The sequence below is a fragment of the Klebsiella michiganensis genome (genome assembly GCA_000963575.1).
Lineage (GTDB): Bacteria > Pseudomonadota > Gammaproteobacteria > Enterobacterales > Enterobacteriaceae > Cedecea > Cedecea michiganensis_A.
The window spans coordinates 4,181,146-4,200,076 of the sequence record CP011077.1 but is presented as its reverse complement, the minus strand read 5'-3'; the positions used below and the strand labels follow the sequence as shown (position 1 = coordinate 4,200,076).

The 18,931-nt window shown below is 55.5% G+C and carries 12 protein-coding genes; all 12 read left to right on the top strand.

Going from position 1 to position 18,931, the window contains the following annotated elements:
* Positions 1-347: 347 nt before the first annotated feature.
* A complete protein-coding gene (locus VW41_19360) occupies positions 348-878 on the top strand; it encodes an RNA pyrophosphohydrolase (protein ID AJZ91015.1) in 531 nt (176 codons plus the stop codon).
* Positions 879-890: 12 nt separating this feature from the next.
* On the top strand, positions 891-3,137 hold the full coding sequence (locus VW41_19355; protein ID AJZ91014.1) for a phosphoenolpyruvate-protein phosphotransferase: 2,247 nt from the start codon (positions 891-893) through the stop codon (positions 3,135-3,137).
* 342 nt (positions 3,138-3,479) lie between these two features.
* Complete coding sequence (locus VW41_19350) at positions 3,480-4,352, top strand: diacylglyceryl transferase (protein AJZ91013.1); 873 nt, start codon at positions 3,480-3,482, stop codon at positions 4,350-4,352.
* Between the two features lie 6 nt (positions 4,353-4,358).
* Positions 4,359-5,153, top strand: a complete 795-nt coding sequence (locus tag VW41_19345; protein ID AJZ91012.1) for a thymidylate synthase — start codon at positions 4,359-4,361, stop codon at positions 5,151-5,153.
* Between the two features lie 187 nt (positions 5,154-5,340).
* Positions 5,341-5,808 (top strand): hypothetical protein, encoded by a 468-nt coding sequence (locus VW41_19340; protein AJZ91011.1) that lies wholly within the window; start codon positions 5,341-5,343, stop codon positions 5,806-5,808.
* Positions 5,802-6,362 (top strand): hypothetical protein, encoded by a 561-nt coding sequence (locus VW41_19335; protein AJZ91010.1) that lies wholly within the window; start codon positions 5,802-5,804, stop codon positions 6,360-6,362. Before VW41_19340 ends, VW41_19335 begins: the two co-directional genes overlap by 7 nt.
* Positions 6,359-6,793 carry a hypothetical protein gene (locus VW41_19330; GenBank protein ID AJZ91009.1) on the top strand — a complete coding sequence of 145 codons (435 nt, stop codon included), beginning with the start codon at positions 6,359-6,361 and terminating at the stop codon, positions 6,791-6,793. The genes VW41_19335 and VW41_19330 overlap by 4 nt, the downstream gene beginning before the upstream one ends.
* Entirely contained in the window at positions 6,775-7,116 is a 342-nt protein-coding gene (locus VW41_19325) for a hypothetical protein (GenBank protein ID AJZ91008.1), read from the top strand. Before VW41_19330 ends, VW41_19325 begins: the two co-directional genes overlap by 19 nt.
* Positions 7,117-7,123: 7 nt before the next feature.
* Positions 7,124-10,495, top strand: coding sequence for an exonuclease V subunit gamma (gene recC / locus VW41_19320; GenBank protein ID AJZ91007.1), 3,372 nt, complete (start codon positions 7,124-7,126; stop codon positions 10,493-10,495).
* Between the two features lie 149 nt (positions 10,496-10,644).
* Entirely contained in the window at positions 10,645-13,530 is a 2,886-nt protein-coding gene (locus VW41_19315) for a protease (GenBank protein ID AJZ91006.1), read from the top strand.
* Complete coding sequence (gene recB, locus VW41_19310) at positions 13,530-17,075, top strand: exonuclease V subunit beta (protein ID AJZ91005.1); 3,546 nt, start codon at positions 13,530-13,532, stop codon at positions 17,073-17,075. The genes VW41_19315 and recB overlap by 1 nt, the downstream gene beginning before the upstream one ends.
* Positions 17,072-18,913, top strand: a complete 1,842-nt coding sequence (recD, locus tag VW41_19305; GenBank protein ID AJZ91004.1) for an exonuclease V subunit alpha — start codon at positions 17,072-17,074, stop codon at positions 18,911-18,913. Before recB ends, recD begins: the two co-directional genes overlap by 4 nt.
* Positions 18,914-18,931: the final 18 nt, after the last annotated feature.

Below are 18,931 nucleotides of genomic sequence, written 5' to 3'. Positions count from 1 at the left end.
TTCATCAGTAGGCGATCTTCATGTGTGACGATCATCACATTATGAAACTCATGTGTCATTTTTATAGTATTATGATTATGAAATATAAAGGCTTTAATGTGTGCTAGAATTGCACCTGATTTTACTTGTCTCGAGTTGTCCCGATGTAATTAGGTAGTTCTTCACAGTTATATCCACAGAAAAAGTGAATAAAACGGCCGGTTTTGACCGTCCCCTGTTTATAACCCGGCTATCTTTTGTGAGTTATTCAAATGTTATTCCATGCAAACGCCGCCGAGAGAGTGGTTTACCGCCTGACACTTGTATGAAACAATCGATGCAATCTAAGTTTGTTTTGAGGTAGTCCGGTGATCGATGATGATGGCTACCGCCCCAACGTTGGGATCGTAATATGTAATCGGCAGGGACAGGTGATGTGGGCGCGACGCTTTGGCCAACATTCCTGGCAATTTCCTCAGGGGGGCATCAATCCTGGCGAGTCAGCTGAACAGGCAATGTACCGGGAGCTTTTCGAAGAAGTCGGTCTACAAAGAAAAGATGTTCGTATTCTTGCCTCGACCCGAAACTGGTTGCGTTACAAATTACCTAAACGTTTGGTGCGTTGGGACACAAAGCCGGTTTGTATCGGCCAAAAACAAAAATGGTTTCTTTTGCAGTTGCTGAGCAGCGACGGTGAGATCAACATGCAAACCAGCAGCACGCCGGAATTTGATGGCTGGCGCTGGGTCAGTTATTGGTATCCGGTCCGTCAGGTTGTTTCATTCAAGCGCGATGTCTATCGCCGCGTAATGAAAGAGTTTGCCAGCGTGGTGATGCCACTGCAGGAAGTTACGCCACCACGCAATAACTCGCCGGCATGGCGACGTAAAAGAGGTTAAGTCACGCGAAAAATGCTCACCCGTCTGCGAGAAATAGTCGAAAAGGTCGCTAGTGCCCCGCGCCTCAATGAGGCGCTGGACATTTTGGTGACTGACATCTGCCTTGCGATGGATACCGAGGTTTGCTCGGTTTATCTCGCCGACCACGAGCGCCGCTGTTTTTATCTTATGGCGACGCGCGGGTTAAAGAAACCGCGCGGCCGCACCGTCACCCTTGCCTTTGATGAAGGTATTGTGGGCCTGGTTGGACGGCTCGCCGAGCCGATTAACCTTGCCGATGCGCAAAAACACCCCAGCTTTAAATATGTGCCCGCCGTAAAAGAGGAGCGTTTTCGCGCGTTCCTTGGCGTGCCTATTATCCAGCGCCGCCAGCTTCTGGGGGTACTGGTTGTCCAGCAGCGTGAACACCGGCAGTATGATGAAAGCGAAGAGTCTTTCCTTGTTACGCTGGCTACTCAAATGGCCGGGATTTTATCGCAGTCCCAATTAGCGGCGCTGTTTGGGCAATATCGCCAGACCCGTATCCGCGCGCTGCCGGCCTCGCCAGGGGTGGCCATTGCCGAAGGCTGGATGGACACCACCGTTCCGCTGATGGAACAAGTTTTTGAAGCATCAACCCTGGATACCGCCCTTGAGCGTGAGCGTCTGACCGCCGCGCTGGAAGAAGCTTCCGGGGAGTTTCGCCGCTACAGCAAGCGTTTTGCCGCCGGCGCTCAGAAAGAGACCGCGGCAATCTTCGATCTTTATTCCCACTTATTAACCGACGCGCGCCTTCGCCGTGAGCTTTTTGCCGAAGTGGATAAAGGCCTGGTGGCGGAATGGGCTGTGAAAACGGTGGTGGAGAAGTTCGCTGAACAGTTTGCCAGCCTTTCAGACAGCTATCTGAAAGAGCGCGCGGGCGATCTCAGAACGCTGGGGCAGCGCCTGCTGTTCCACCTCGATGATACCATTCAAAGCCCGAACACCTGGCCTGAACGCTTTGTGTTGGTTGCCGACGAGCTTTCGGCCACCACGCTTGCCGAGCTTCCCCAGAACCGTCTGGCGGGCGTTGTCGTTCGCGACGGGGCGGCAAACTCGCATGCTGCCATTATGGTTCGCGCGCTGGGTATCCCGACCGTTATGGGGGCAGATATTCAGCCTTCGGTGCTGCATCGCCGCATGCTGATAGTGGACGGCTATCGCGGTGAATTGCTGGTGGATCCCGAGCCGGTTCTGCTGCAGGAATACCAGCGGCTGGTGACCGAAGAAAATGAACTTAGCCGCCTGGCAGAAGATGATGTGGAGCAGCCCGCGGCGCTTAAAAGCGGCGAACGGGTGCAGGTCATGCTTAATGCCGGGCTCAGTCCTGAACATGAAGAACAGCTTGGCAGCCGTATCGACGGTATCGGGCTATATCGGACCGAAATCCCGTTTATGTTGCAAAGCGGCTTCCCGTCGGAAGAAGAGCAGGTTGCGCAGTATCAGGGCATGCTGCAGATGTTTAACGACAAGCCCGTGACGCTACGCACGCTGGACGTTGGGGCGGATAAACAGCTCCCGTATATGCCGATAAGCGAAGAGAACCCGTGTCTTGGCTGGCGAGGCATCCGTATTACGCTGGATCAGCCAGAGATCTTCCTGATCCAGGTCCGCGCAATGCTGCGTGCGAATGCGGCCACCGGGAATTTGAGCATTCTGCTGCCGATGATCACCAGCATCGATGAAATCGATGATGCGCGCAGGCTTATCGATCGTGCGGGCCGGGAAGTCGAAGAGGAATTAGGCTATCAGCTGCCTAAGCTAAGGCTTGGGGTAATGGTTGAGGTGCCTTCCATGGTGTTCATGCTGGGGCATCTGGCCGGACGTATTGATTTTATTTCCGTTGGCACAAACGACCTGACCCAGTACCTGCTGGCGGTCGATCGCAACAACACTCGCGTGGCCAGCCTCTACGATAGCCTGCATCCGGCAATGCTGCGCACGCTGAACCTGATTGCGCGCGAGGCGGAGCGTTATGACATTGATCTGTGCCTCTGCGGTGAAATGGCCGGTGACCCTATGTGTGTCGCGATTCTGGTGGGAATGGGATACCGTCATCTCTCAATGAACGGCCGCTCCGTCGCACGTATTAAGTACCTGCTGCGCCATATTCAGCTTGAAGAGGCCGAGGTGCTCGCCCAGCGTAGCCTTGAGGCTCAAATGGCGACGGAAGTGCGCCATCAGGTTGCGGCCTTTATGGAGCGTCGCGGCATGGGTGGCCTGATTCGTGGCGGGCGCTGATTCTTTCACCGCGCCCCGGCATCAGCGAGACGCGTTCGCCGCCTGATAACAAGGGAAAAGAGCGGTTTTTCCCTTGTAGTGGTTTATTCGCCGAAAATCCCGAAAGGGCTTTCTCTGTTTGTTTTCTTTGCCGCCTTCTGACGATGTAGCTAGCTGCACGTATCCTGCAATGCCCGAGATACCCCGGTATCCGCGGGACATTACACATCTTTTACAACTTCCGTAATCAATCACTCCGGCCGTTTGTGCTATGATCCGCTGCTTTCGGAGCGCATCGATAGCGGTGCGTATTTGCCACTCACCTTTTATTTTGGGTGAGGTAACAATAGCTTGTGGTGACAGATGAATAGTGGCTATCTGCATTTCCCTCAATTTGATCCGGTGCTTTTTTCCATTGGGCCAATTTCCCTGCACTGGTACGGGCTCATGTACCTGGTTGGGTTCGTGTTTGCCATGTGGCTTGCCGGGCGCCGCGCCAGCCGTCCGGGCAGCGGCTGGACGAAAAATGAAGTAGAGAATCTGCTGTATGCAGGGTTCCTCGGCGTGTTCCTGGGCGGTCGCCTGGGCTATGTCTTCTTCTACAATCTGCCGGTCTTCCTTGCCGATCCTCTTTACCTGTTCAAAGTCTGGGATGGCGGCATGTCCTTCCACGGCGGCCTGATCGGTGTTATCTGTGTGATGATTTGGTTCGCGCGTCGCACCAAACGTACTTTCTTCCAGGTCTCTGACTTTATTGCTCCGCTGATCCCGTTTGGTTTAGGGGCTGGCCGCCTCGGCAACTTCATCAACGGTGAGCTGTGGGGCCGCGTTGATCCTAACTTCCGCTTTGCAATGCTGTTCCCTGGTTCGCGCAGCGAAGACGTTGGCCTGTTGGCTACGCATCCGGAATGGCAATCGTTGTTCAATACTTACGGCGTGCTGCCTCGCCACCCGTCACAGCTTTATGAGCTGGCGCTGGAAGGGGTTGTCCTGTTCATCATCCTGAACCTGTTTATTCGTAAACCGCGCCCGATGGGGTCGGTCTCTGGCCTGTTCCTGATTGGCTACGGCGCGTTCCGCATCATCGTGGAATTCTTCCGCCAGCCGGATGCGCAGTTCACCGGTACCTGGGTACAGTACATCAGCATGGGGCAGATCCTGTCGATTCCGATGATTGTTGCCGGTATCATTATGATGGTCTGGGCTTACCGCCGTCCGCAGCAGCAACTTTCGTGAGGTGACATGAAACAGTATCTTGATTTGATGAAAAAAGTGCTCGAAGAGGGCACGCCAAAAGCGGACCGTACCGGTACCGGCACGTTGTCGATTTTTGGGCATCAAATGCGCTTTAACCTGCAGGAAGGTTTCCCGCTGGTTACCACCAAAAAATGTCATCTGCGTTCGATCATTCATGAGCTGCTGTGGTTCCTTAATGGCGATACCAATATTGCGTACCTGAAAGAAAACAAGGTCACGATTTGGGACGAATGGGCGGATGAAAACGGCGATCTTGGCCCGGTTTATGGTAAGCAGTGGCGCTCCTGGGCAACCCCGGACGGGCGTTATATCGATCAGCTAACCACCGTGCTGAACCAGCTGAAAAATGACCCAGATTCCCGGCGCATTATTGTCTCTGCGTGGAACGTGGGTGAGCTGGATAAAATGGCCCTGGCCCCTTGCCACGCGTTCTTCCAGTTCTATGTGGCAGACGGCAAGCTCTCCTGCCAGCTCTACCAGCGTTCTTGCGATATCTTCCTTGGGCTGCCGTTCAACATCGCCAGCTATGCGCTGCTGGTGCATATGATGGCGCAGCAGTGCGACCTGGAAGTGGGTGACTTTGTCTGGACCGGGGGGGATACGCACCTGTATAGCAACCACCTTGAACAGACCCGCCTGCAGCTAACCCGTGAGCCGCGCGCGCTGCCTAAGCTGGTTATCAAACGCAAGCCGGAGTCGCTGTTTGACTACCGCTTCGAAGACTTCGAGATTGAAGGCTACGATCCGCATCCGGCGATCAAAGCGCCAGTCGCCATTTAACTTGCCGACAAGCGTGACAGAACCGGTGCCTTAGTGCGCCGGTTTTTTTTGTCCTGGTTTTGCTTCTTCGGCATCGATTCCAGAGGGTATGCCAGCCACCGCAACGCCTTAATTATCTTCCGGCATATGTCGCATCATTCGGTTTTCTGGCTGGCAGATTAAACTTCTGCTCCCCACACTTTCACCCATGAAAATCAACCAACGTGGCTTTAGCGTTATTGAGCTGATGGTGGTGCTGGCCATTATTGCCGCACTCAGCGCCGGGGGACTTCACGGCTGGCGCCAATGGCAGCAGAAAGAGCAGCTGTGGCAAACCGCTCAGCAAGTGGGGCACTTTCTCTCGCGGCTGAGAAATCACGCAAACTGGCATAACCAAACCCATCTTTTGGCACTGCAGCAACGCGAGAAAAGCTGGTGCCTGACAACTCAGGCTACTGAAGAAAACTGTTCGGCAAACCCGCGGCTGGCGTTTACTCCTGAGTTTGGCGATATCGCCGTGGAGGATATGACCGCCGGGCTGGGTTTCTACGGTGTTCGCAACACCGCCTGGCCTGGACATCTTATTTTGAAAAGTCAGGCCGGGCGCTGGAAGGTGACGCTATCGGTTTGGGGGCGAATCAGGCTGTGTGAAATATCCGGGGATAAGCCATGCTGAGCGCTCAGAGGGGGTTTACGTTACTCGAAACGCTTATTGCGATGGCGCTGGGCAGCGCGCTATTGCTTGGCACTTCAAGGCTTTTCCCCGCTTTGCAGGGAGAGGTCTTACGTCAGTACAGTTACGTTGCCCAGCAGGAAGCGCTTTGGCAAATAGCTTTTACCGTTGGAAAGCATTTACAGCGGGCGGGTTATTGCCGCGGGCAGTGTAAGGGCGAGGCTGTAAAGCTGATGAACAACGGAAGCTGTGTGGTATTGCAGTGGGATGCCAACGGCAATGGCCGGTGGGACTCTGCCCCAGGTAGCCAAAATGAACAGACAGGCTACCGCTTGCGTAACGGCAGCCTGGAGACCCAAAAAGGCGTAACGCAGTGTAAAGGCAGCGGCTGGGAAAGAATGTCCGATCCGACACAATTAACGGTGCAGCATTTTTCCGTGATTCGTCAGAATCGCAAATCCCGCCGGCCTTTATTTCTTATCCGGCTTGCCGCAAATGTGAAGCAAGGCGGCCGTTATGCAGAAGTGCGCTACACGGTGAGCGGGGAAAATTTATGAGCGGCAAGCAAGAGAAAGGGAGCAGCTCTCTGCTGATGGTGTTGATGCTGCTCGCCGTTGGCTCTCTGATGCTGAGTGGGCTGTCCAGGCAGCTTGGCGCCCAGCGCTTTGAGGTGGCCGCCGAAATTCAGTTTATTAAAAATCAGACTGGTGCAAGATCTGCGCTGGCATGGGGAGAAAAACAAAGCTGGCGGCTACAGAAAGCCTGGCAGTGCCAGACTGAGCCACGTAATCATTGGCAGGCATGCCTGCGTTTAACCGATAAAGGTGAAGCTTTGCTTGCCGCTTCCGGCGTGATTTCAGGGGGCACGTTACCGATCACATTGTGGAGATGGGGAGTACTTCAGAAGGGCAGATTAGTGGCCTCCGCGCAGGGCTGGCTTGATTTTTGCCCTTTGCTGAATGAGGAATTATGCACGCTGCCCCGGTAGTCCCCCGGCAGGGTGGCTTCAGCCTCCCGGAGGTGCTGTGTGCTCTGGCGCTGTTTGCGATTGTGATGACGGCGCTGCTGGGTTACCACCGCGTGTTGCAGCAGGGTTTCACTCACCAATGGCAGCTAAGGCAGCTGTGGCGAGTTGCGCGTGAGCAGACCGAGCCAGAATCTTCGCCACTTTCTGATGCATGGAATGTGCATCAACAGCAGACATCGTCTTTGGGATGTGTCAGCATCGACGTTACTGTAACAAGTCCAGAGGGCCGGATAGCGCAGCTTTCGAGGCTCGAGTGCCCAAGGTCAGAACAACGTCAGGAGTAGCGATTTCATGTTGCGTGTCTACCATTCCAACCGCCTTGATGTGCTGGAAGCCATTATGGAGTTCATTGTGGAGCGGCAGCCATTGCCGGATCCTTTTGAGCCGGAGGTGGTGCTGGTGCAAAGCACCGGGATGGCGCAGTGGCTGCAAATGACGCTGGCACAGAAGTTTGGCATTGCGGCGAATATTGAGTTTCCGCTGCCCGCGAGCTTTATCTGGGACATGTTCGTGAGGGTGTTGCCCGACATTCCAAAAGAAAGTGCTTTTAACAAGCAGAGCATGAGCTGGAAGCTGATGACGCTCATTCCCAATATGCTCCACAGGCCTGAGTTCACGCTGCTTGGCCACTATCTGCAGGCAGACGACAGCAGCCGTAAGCTGTTTCAGCTCTCTTCGAGAATTGCCGATCTTTATGACCAGTATCTTGTCTATCGCCCCGGCTGGCTAAGCCGTTGGGAGAAGGGGGAGCTTGTCGAAGGTGCGGGAGAGTCTCAGCTCTGGCAGGCTCCGCTCTGGGCGGAACTGGTGCGCTACACCGCTGAGCTGGGGCAGCCTGAATGGCATCGTGCCAATCTGTACCAGCGTTTTATTAGTGCTCTTGAAAAAAGCGATGCTTGCCCGGCGGGGCTACCGTCCCGCGTCTTTATTTGTGGGATTTCTGCACTGCCACCGGTGTACCTCCAGGCTCTGCAGGCGCTGGGTAAGCACATCGACGTCCATGTGCTGTTTACCAATCCCTGCCGCTACTACTGGGGCGATATTAAAGATCCTGCCTTTCTTGCCCGTCTTGTCAGCCGCCGCCGTCGCTTACATCAGGCCGACCGGGAACTGACCTTGTTTAAGGATAATGACAACGCCTCTTCGCTGTTCAATGAGCTTGGTGAACAGGATGTAGGGAATTCCCTGCTGGCCTCCTGGGGCAAACTGGGGCGCGACTACGCCTTTTTGCTTTCCGAACTTGAGCGTTTTGAAGAGATCGATGTTTTTGTTGATTTAGAACCCGATAACCTTCTCCACGGGCTGCAGCATGACTTACTGGAGCTGAAGGATTCGCAGGTTCTGGGGCTGACGGCGGAGGAGTATGAACGCAGTGACGGTAAACGGCGGCTGGATCTTAACGATCGTTCTTTGACCTTCCATGAATGCCACAGTCCGCAGCGTGAAGTTGAAGTGCTGCACGATCAACTGCTGGCGATGCTGGAGGCCGATCCTGATCTTACGCCGCGCGATATCATCGTGATGGTTGCGGATATTGATAGTTACAGCCCGTTTATCCAGGCGGTGTTTGGTAGCGCGAAGGATGAACGTTGGCTGCCGTTTGCAATTTCTGACCGTCGGGCGCGCCAGGCTCACCCGGCGCTGCAGGCATTCATTTTGCTGCTTGGCTTGCCGGAAAGCCGCTTCGCGGCAGAGGATGTGCTTTCATTGCTGGAAGTGCCTGCGCTGGCGGCGCGTTTCTCTATCGATGAAGAAGGGCTGCGCTACCTGCGCAAATGGGTGAATGAATCTGGTGTTCGTTGGGGCATTGATGATGACAACGTTCGTGAACTGGAACTGCCGGCGACCGGGCAGCACACATGGCGGTTTGGCCTGACCCGCATGCTGCTTGGCTATGCGATGGAAAGCCAGGCCGGGGTCTGGGATTCTGTACTGCCCTATGATGAGTCCAGCGGCCTGATTGCCGAGTTAGTGGGGCAGCTTGCGGAGTTGCTGATGCAGCTTAACCGCTGGCGCCAGCTGTTAACCCAAGATCGCCCTTTAGATGAATGGTTGCCGCTCTGCAGGGAAATGCTGAACAGCTTCTTCCTGCCTGATAGTGAAACAGAAGCGGCGCTGGCGCTCATTGAGCAGCAGTGGCAGGAGATGATTGAAAAAGGCACTGATGCAGCCTACCGGCAACCCGTGCCATTAACCTTGCTGCGCGATGAACTGGCTCAGCGTCTTGACCAGGAACGTATCAGCCAGCGCTTCCTCGCCGGGCCGGTGAACTTCTGTACCCTGATGCCAATGCGCGCCATTCCCTTTAAGGTCGTTTGTTTGCTGGGTATGAATGACGGCGTCTATCCGCGGACGCTTGCGCCATTGGGCTTTGACCTGATGAGCCAACACCCGCAGCGCGGCGACCGCAGCCGCCGGGACGATGACCGTTACTTGTTCCTGGAAGCACTTATTTCGGCTCAGCAGCGGCTTTACATCAGTTATATCGGCCGTTCGATCCAGGACAACAGCAGGCGCTACCCGTCGGTGCTGGTGGAAGAACTGCTGGACTATCTCGCGCGCAGTCACTACCTCCCCGGAGATGCTGAATGCAATGCAGATGACAGCAGTGAGCATGTGAGAAAGCATCTGGTCACGCTGCATGCACGAACACCTTTCGACAGCACCAACTACCTTGCCGGGGGCGATCGACAAAGCTTTGCTCAGGAGTGGCTGCCGGCGGCGAGCGGCACCGGTGAGGCGCATGCTAACTTTATTCACCGTCTGGATGCCGAAGCCTGTGCCGAAATATCCCTTGAGCAGCTACAGCGCTTCTGGCGGCACCCGGTGCGGGCATTTTTCCAAATGCGTCTGGGGATTAACTTCCGCCTTGAAGATACGGAGTTGCCTGATGAGGAGCCTTTCACCCTCGATGTACTCGATCGCTTTCAGTTGAATCAGCACCTGCTTAATACTCTTGTTCAGCAAGACGATCCGCATCAGCTGTTTGTGCGTTATCGGGCCGCGGGCGTTCTACCGTACGGCGCTTTCGGTGAAATCCTGTGGGAAAACCAGCGCAATGAAATGCAAATGCTGGCTGAAAAAGTGCTGGCAGAACGGCAAAAAGGGGAAAGCCGTGAAGTTGATCTTCACATCGACGGAACCAGAGTGACGGGCTGGCTGTCGGACGTACAGGCAGATGGTTTACTGCGCTGGCGCCCTTCGGTACTGAATGTGGCTCACGGCATGCAGCTATGGATTGAGCATCTGGTCTACTGTGCCAGCGGCTACTCGGGCGAAAGCCGAATGTACGGGCGCAAAGATTCACAGTGGCGTTTCCCTCAAATGGCGCAGGACGAAGCGAAGGCCTGGCTGTTGCAACTGATTGAGGGTTATAAAGAAGGCCTCCGCCAGCCATTACTGCTGCTCCCTAACAGCGGTGGCGCGTGGATAAAAACCTGTTATGACCCACAAAATAATGCCATTTTATGGGACGAGGAGACACAGCAGAAAGCCCGCGCTAAGCTGCTTGCCGCCTGGGAAGGAAATCATATGGTAGAAGGGGAAGGGGCTGATATCTGGCTGCAACGTTTGTACCGTACCCTTGATGTCGAGTATTACGAAGCGATTATCGCAGAGGCCGAGCGCTACCTGCTTCCTCTGTTCCGATTCAACCAATCCTGAACAAGGATTGTTTAAAAATTGCACAGCCCGGCGAGTTCAATTATGATGCGATTTCTTGCTCAGGGCTGGCGAAATATAACAACGGCGTTCTACGGATTGCTTCGAAAAGTTGTTAATGATGAGTAAGTTAGTGAAGACGAGGTTTGTGAATGCCTAAATGCAGCACCTGGTTTACCGCGCTTTTCTTGTTCGTTGCTCTTTGGGCACCCTTCAGTCAGGCAGATAGCGGATGGCAACCGATTCAGGACACCATCCGTAAAAGTGAAAAAGATCCTCGTCAGTATCAGGCTATTCGTTTAGATAACGGGATGACCGTGCTGCTGGTTTCCGATCCTCAGGCGGTGAAGTCGCTGTCAGCGCTGGTGGTGCCTGTTGGCTCGCTGGAAGATCCAGACGCTCATCTTGGGCTTGCGCATTTCCTCGAACACATGACGCTGATGGGCTCCAAAAAATACCCGGATCCGGATAGCCTGTCTGAATTCCTCAAAAAGCATGGCGGCAGCCACAACGCCAGTACCGCCACCTACCGAACCGCATTTTATCTTGAAGTGGAAAACGATGCGCTCGATGGAGCCGTAGACCGCCTGGCCGACGCCATTGCTGAACCTAATCTTGCGGCACAATATGCCGAGCGTGAACGTAACGCGGTAAACGCCGAACTGACGATGGCTCGCGCGCGTGACGGGATGCGTATGGCGCAGGTTAGCGCAGAAACAATAAACCCTGCGCACCCAGCGGCACGTTTCTCCGGCGGCAACCTTGAAACCCTGCGCGATAAGCCCGGCAGTAAGCTGCTCGACGCGCTGGTGGCGTTCAGAAACAAATACTACTCCGCAAATCTGATGAAAGCGGTTATCTACAGCAACAAGCCTTTGCCAGAATTGGCGAAGATTGCCGCCGAAACTTACGGCCGGGTTCCTAACAAAAATATCGAAAAGCCGGTTATCGACGTGCCGGTAGTGACTGACGCGCAAAAAGGTATCTTTATCCACTATGTGCCGGTCATGCCGCGTAAGGTGGTTCGCGTTGAGTTCCGCATTGATAACAATAGCGATAAATTCCGCAGCAAAACCGATGAGCTGATTGGTTATCTGATCGGCAACCGTAGCCACGATACGCTTTCAGATTGGCTGCAAAAGCAGGGGCTTGCGGAGAGCGTGCGGGCGGATTCTGACCCGATGGTGGCCGGCAATAGCGGTGTTTTCGCCATCTCCGTCTCCCTGACCGATAAAGGCCTGGCCAACCGTGACCAGGTGGTTGCGGCGATATTCAGCTATCTCGATCGGTTGCGCGCCAAAGGTATCGATAAACGTTACTTTGATGAGCTGGCGCACGTACTGGATCTCGACTTCCGCTATCCGTCCATTACCCGTGATATGGACTACATCGAATGGTTGGCAGACACCATGCTGCGCGTCCCGGTCACCCATACGCTGGATGCCGCGAATATTGCCGATCGGTACGATCCTGAGGCGATTAAAGCGCGTCTGGATATGATGACGCCGCAAAATGCTCGCGTATGGTTTATCAGCCCACAGGAGCCGCACAATAAAACGGCCTATTTCGTTGATGCGCCTTACGAAGTGGACAAAATCCCTGCCCAGACCTTTGCTGACTGGCAGCAGAAGGCAGACTCTATCAAGCTTGAGCTACCTCAGCTGAACCCTTACATTCCCGATGACTTCACGCTTTATAAGCCGGAGAAACAGTACGAGCAACCTGAGCTGCTGATCCACGAGCCGGATCTGCGCGTGGTGTATATGCCGAGTCGCTATTTTGGCAACGAGCCAAAAGCGGACGTGACTCTTGTGTTGCGTAATCCGCAGGTGATGAACAGCGCGAAGAATCAGGTGCTGTTTGCCATCAACGATTATCTGGCCGGTATTGCGCTGGATGAACTGAGCAATCAGGCATCGGTTGGGGGCATTAGTTTCTCATCTAACGCGAATAGCGGGCTGATGATTAACGCCAACGGCTATACGCAGCGTCTGCCGCAGCTGTTTGAAGCGCTGTTGAAGGGTTATTTTAGCTACACCCCAACGCAAGAACAGCTGGATCAGGCTAAGTCCTGGTATGCGCAGATGATGGATTCGGCGGAAAAAGGCAAAGCCTTTGAGCAGGCTATTGCCCCGGTGCAGATGGTTTCGCAGGTGCCTTATTTTGAGCGTAGTACCCGCCGGGCGCTGCTGCCTGAGCTGACGCTTAAGGACGTGCTTGATTATCGTGAGCGGCTGAAAACCAATTCCCGGCCTGAGTTTATGGTCATTGGCAATATGTCTCCGGAGCAGACAAAACAGCTGACAGAAAATGTTAAAACGCAGCTGGCACCGAAGGGTAACGAATGGTGCCGCAATGACGATGTGCTGATTAATAAGCAGCATCTGGCGATGTTTGAAAAGGCCGGAAGCAGCACGGACTCAGCGCTGGCGGCGGTTTATGTTCCTAAAGGCTATAACGAAGCGACCAGCACGGCCTACGGCTCAATGCTGGGGCAAATTATTCAGCCATGGTTCTATAATCAGTTGCGGACACAAGAGCAGCTTGGCTATGCGGTGTTTGCTTTCCCTATGTCCATTGGTCGCCAGTGGGGAGTGGGCTTCCTGCTTCAGAGCAGCGATAAACAGCCAGCTTACTTGTATGAGCGGTTTAAAGCGTTTTACCCGGTTATCGAGAAAAAACTGCGCGGCATGAGCGACGCCGAATTTGCCCAAATCCAGCAGGGGATGATTGCCCAGATGCAGCAGGCGCCTCAAACGCTTGCGGAAGAGGCGGCGCAGCTTAGCAAAGATTTCGATCGCCGAAACATGGCGTTTGATTCCCGTGATAAAGTGATAGCCGAAATTAAGAAATTAACGCCACAGAAGCTGGCCGATTTCTTCCATCAGGCGGTGATAGCTCCCCAGGGGATGGCGGTGCTGTCACAGATTTCCGGCAGCCATAACGGCAAAGCAGAGTATGCGGCTCCGAAAGGGTGGAAAACCTGGGAGGGGGCACGCAGTCTGCAGCAGACGTTACCACTAGTAAGCGAGAAATAATGACCGATGTAACCGCGCAGCCCCTTGATCCTTTAAGTTTGCCGCTGTTCGGCGAACGGTTGATAGAAGCTTCCGCGGGGACCGGTAAGACCTTTACCATCGCCGCGCTTTATTTGCGGCTGCTGCTGGGCTTAGGGGGAGAGAATGCTTTCCCCCGTCCGCTGGGTGTTGAAGAACTGTTGGTGGTGACTTTCACCGAAGCTGCCACCGAAGAACTGCGTGGCCGTATTCGGGCGAATATCCACGAATTGCGCATCGCCTGTATTCGTAACCGCACCAAAAACCCACTTCTGCAGAGCCTGCTTGCCCAGATAGCGGACAAGCAGCTTGCTGCCCGCACCTTGCTGTTAGCCGAACAGCAGATGGATGAAGCCGCTATCTTCACGATCCACGGCTTTTGCCAGCGGATGCTCAGCCTTAATGCTTTTGAGTCCGGAATGCTGTTTGAGCAGCAGCTTCTTGAAGATGAGTCCGTGCTGCGCCGCCATGCGTGTGCTGATTTCTGGCGGCGCCACTGTTACCCGCTGCCCAGACCGGTAGCTCAAGCGATGAGTGAGGAGTGGTCGGGCCCGGAAGCGCTTTTAAAGGACATCAATAGCTGGCTTCAGGGCGAACAGCCCCGGTTGAAACAGCCCCCGGCGGATGACGAAACGCTGCTGGCGCGTCATGAAAAGATTATTTCTGCCATAGATGGCGTAAAAGCCCAGTGGCGGGAAGCGGCGGGGGAGCTGGCAAGCCTTATCGCAGATTCTGGCGTGGATAAACGCAGCTACAGCAGTAAACATTTGCCGAACTGGCTGGAGATTATTGGCCAGTGGGCGCAGCTGGAAACCACCAGCTATCAGCTCCCTGAGGCGCTGGCGAGATTTGGGCAAAGCACGCTTGAAGAGAAAACCAAGAAAGGCGAGGTTCCCCGGCATAGTCTGTTCACCGCCATAGACGCATTGCTCGCAGAGCCGCTGACGCTGCGTGACCTGGTGATAGCCAGGGCGTTGGCGGAAATCCGCTATATTGTTCAGCAAGAGAAGCGCCGCCGCGGTGAGCTGGGCTTTGACGATATGCTGAGCCGGCTCGATGAGTCTCTGCATCAGCCCGGTGGTGATGCCTTAGCTACGGCTATCCGTGGGCGTTTTCCGGTGGCGATGATCGATGAATTCCAGGATACCGACCCGCAGCAATATCGCATCTTCCACCGCCTGTATATCAAGCAGCAAGGCACCGCGCTGCTGCTGATTGGTGACCCAAAACAGGCTATTTATGCTTTCCGCGGGGCCGATATTTTTACCTACATGAAAGCACGTCATGAAGTTAGCGCCCACTACACGCTGGATACTAACTGGCGCTCATCTCCCGCGATGATTCACGGCGTGAACACGCTGTTCCAGCAGGTTGATAACCCGTTCTTATTCCGTCAGATCCCATTCCTGCCGGTCAAATCAGCGCCCCGTAACGGTGGGCTGAGATTTACCGTCCGTGGTGAAAGCCAGGCAGCGGTGAAAATGTGGCTTCAGCCGGGCGATGGCGTCGGTGTAAGTGATTACCAACAGGCGATGGCAACGCAGTGTGCCCGGCAAATTCGCGACTGGCTAACCGCCGGGCAGCGCGGGGATGCGCTGCTTTGGCAGGGGGATGACTCCCGGTCGCTCAGGGCATCAGACATGACGATTCTGGTCCGTAGCCGCGGGGAAGCAGCCATTGTGCGCGATGCGCTGGGCGCGCTTAATATTCCTTCCGTGTATCTCTCTAACCGCGATTCGGTGTTTGCTACCGTTGAGGCGCGTGAGCTGCTATGGGTTTTACAGGCAGTGCTGACGCCTGAAATTGAGACCGCAATGCGCAGCGCCATTGCGACGGGCATGTTAGGGCTGGATGCCCGGGATATTGAGTCACTGAACAAAGATGAACTGGCCTGGGATAGTCTGGTTGAAGAGTTTTTCGGTTACCGCGAACAGTGGCTCAGACGTGGCGTGATGCCAATGCTAAGAGCCTTGATTGGCGCGAGAAATATAGCTGAAAACTTGCTGGCCACGCCGGGCGGAGAGCGCAGGCTGACGGATATTCTGCATATCAGCGAGCTGTTGCAGGAAGCCTCAGCAGAAATGGAGAGCGAACATGCGCTGGTGCGCTGGCTGGCGCAGCGTATTGCCGAGCCGGACAGCAACGCTTCCAGCCAGCAGTTGCGGCTCGAAAGTGATAAGCATTTGGTGCAGGTGGTGACCATTCACAAATCCAAAGGGCTGGAGTATCCCCTGGTCTGGCTGCCGTTTGTGGCTAATTACCGCCCGCAGAGCAGCGGCCTGTACCACGACCGGACGACCTTTACCTCTCTCCTGGATTTAAGCAACGACGCGGAAAGTCTGGGGCTTGCTGAAGAAGAACGTCTGGCGGAAGACTTGCGCCTGCTCTATGTGGCACTGACCCGCTCGGTCTGGCACTGCAGCCTGGGCGTTGCGCCGTTGTTCCGGGGGGGGCGAGCCAAAAAAGGCAACAGCGACCTGCATCTCAGCGCGCTGGGCTATTTGCTGCAAAAAGGGGAGGCGCTAGACGCCGAAGGGCTAAGTCAGGCGCTGGATGGTATGAAAAGTGAGGCCATCGACGTCGAAACATTACCTCCCAGGGATGATACTCCGTGGCAGCCGCTGCCCGGTGCGTTGCCGGAACTTGCCGCCCGCGAGCTAAAGCGTCGAATCTCGGATAACTGGCGCGTGACCAGTTACTCTGGTCTGCAGCAGCACGGCAGTAGTCGGGTACTGGATTTCGTGCCGCGCCTTGACGTTGACGCCGTAGGGGAAGCTCCGGAGCAAAGTGAGCCATCACTGACGCCGCATACTTTCCCACGCGGTGCTTCGCCGGGCACCTTCTTGCACAGCCTTTTCGAAGAGGTCGATTTTACTCAGCCGGTAGATTGCGAGAAAACGGAACAGCAACTGCTTGGCAATGGGTTTGGCAGTGAGTGGGGGCCGGTGGTGAGCCGCTGGCTGGCAGAGGTGCTTGCGGCACCGCTCAATGAGACCGGCGTTGCCCTGAATCTGCTTTCACCGAAGGAGCGTCAGGTGGAGCTGGAATTTTATTTACCCATCAGCAATGAGCTACAGGCGCCGGCGCTGGACGCGTTGATTCGCCGCTATGACCCGCTGTCTGCTGGCTGTCCGCCTTTGGACTTCCGTCAGGTGAAAGGGATGCTGAAAGGGTTTATCGACCTGGTGTTCCGCTGGCAGGGGCGCTACTACCTGCTGGACTATAAATCTAACTGGCTGGGAGAGGACAGTGGTGCCTACACCCAGGAGGCGATGGCGGTAGCAATGCAATCCCATCGCTACGACCTGCAGTACCAGCTTTACACGCTGGCGTTACATCGCTACCTGCGCCACCGTATGGCCGGGTATGACTACCAGCGGCACTTTGGCGGGGTGATTTATCTTTTCCTGCGCGGCGTGGAGCAGGGTAAACCAGATCAGGGCATTTTTGCGACGCGACCTGACATCAGGCTGGTTGAGGCGATGGACGCGCTCTTCGCCGGGGCAGCAGAGGAGATCAAACTGTGAGTATGTCTCAGTTACTCAACCAGGCGGTGGCGCTGAAAGCCCTCAGGCCGCTGGATTCACAGTTTGCCATGATGGTAGCTAACGATAAGCAGCCCGCCGTCATGCTGGCCGCGGCGCTGCTTAGCCGCGAATCAGGCGAGGGGCATGTCTGCCTGCCGCTTGAGCGCTTAAAGCCGGAATATGCCTTAGGCGGTAAACACCCTGAGCTGGTGGCCCAACTTTTTGCGGAGGCGGGGCCCGCTTCGGGGTGGCACAGCGCATTGCTGGCTTCTCATTCGGTGAGTTCGGACGATGCATCCACGCCGTTGAAACTGATCGATAACCGCCTGTACCTCAACCGCATGTGGAGCAATGAACGGCGGGTAGCCGCCTTCTTTGGCGAGCATAATCAGCCTGTTGTGGTGGATGAGGCCCGGCTTCGCGACAGCCTTGACGCGCTGTTTGGCTCCAGCCCGCAGACGGACTGGCAGAAGGTGGCGGCGGCTGTGGCGCTGACTCGCCGTATCTCGGTTATTTCCGGTGGGCCTGGGACCGGTAAAACCACAACGGTGGCAAAACTGCTGGCCGCGTTAGTTCAGCTTTCTGATGGTCAGCCCGTGCGTATTCAGCTTGCGGCACCCACGGGTAAGGCGGCCGCACGCCTAACGGAATCATTGGGAAGTGCGCTGCGCCAGCTACCGCTCAGCGATGAGCAGAAAAAGCGCCTGCCTGAAGAGGCTTCCACGCTGCACCGTCTTTTAGGCGCGCAGCCGAACAGCCAGCGCCTGCGCCACCATGCCGGTAACCCTCTGCATCTGGATGTGCTGGTGGTGGACGAAGCGTCGATGGTGGATCTGCCGATGATGTCCCGGCTGATTGATGCTTTACCGGAGCAGGCAAGGGTGATCTTCCTCGGAGACAGAGATCAGCTGGCTTCCGTAGAGGCGGGGGCGGTGCTTGGCGACATCTGCCATTACGTGAATGACGGGTATTCAGCGGCGCGGGCGGAGCAATTAAAGCGGCTCACCGGCTGTGAGGTGCCCGTCGGGGAGAGCACCCGGGCAATCGCGCTGCGGGACGGGCTTTGCCTGCTGCGTAAGAGCTACCGGTTCGACAGTCAGTCCGGCATCGGTCAGTTGGCATTTGCCGTTAATGCCAGCGACAGCAGGCAGGTGAAAGCCGCGTTTGGACAAGGGTTTACGGACATCTCACTGCAGCCGCTGCAGGCGCCAGAAGATTACACGGCGATGATTGCTGACGTCGTCAGCGGCTACGGCGAGTATTTGCAGCTGGTGCGTCAGAAAGCCGGGCCTGCAGAAATCATTGGTGCCTTTGGCCGTTATCAGTTGCTGTGTGCCTTACGTGAAGGGCCTTTCGGCGTCAGCGGCCTGAATGAACGTATTGAACAGGCGCTTGTACAGGCGCGTTTGATTCAGCGACCTGCCCAGGCGCTGTCCCGCTGGTACAACGGGCGTCCGGTGATGATTGCCCGAAATGACAGCTCCCTTGGCCTGTTTAACGGTGATATTGGTATTGCTTTGCAGCGTGAGGAAGGGCTTCGAGTCTGGTTTTCGATGCCTGATGGCACGGTAAAATCCGTTCAGCCAAGCCGCCTGCCTGCACACGATACCGCCTTCGCCATGACTGTGCATAAATCTCAGGGGTCTGAATTTGACCACGCCGCGCTGGTGTTGCCGAATCAGTTTGTGCCGGTGGTGACGCGGGAGTTGGTGTACACCGCCATTACTCGCGCCCGGAAGCAGCTGTCGCTGTATGCCGATGAACGCGTTTTGAATAAAGCGATAGCCACGCGTACTGAGCGCCGCAGCGGGCTCATGGCGGTTTTTTCTGGAGAATAAAAGACAGGGGAAGGCAAA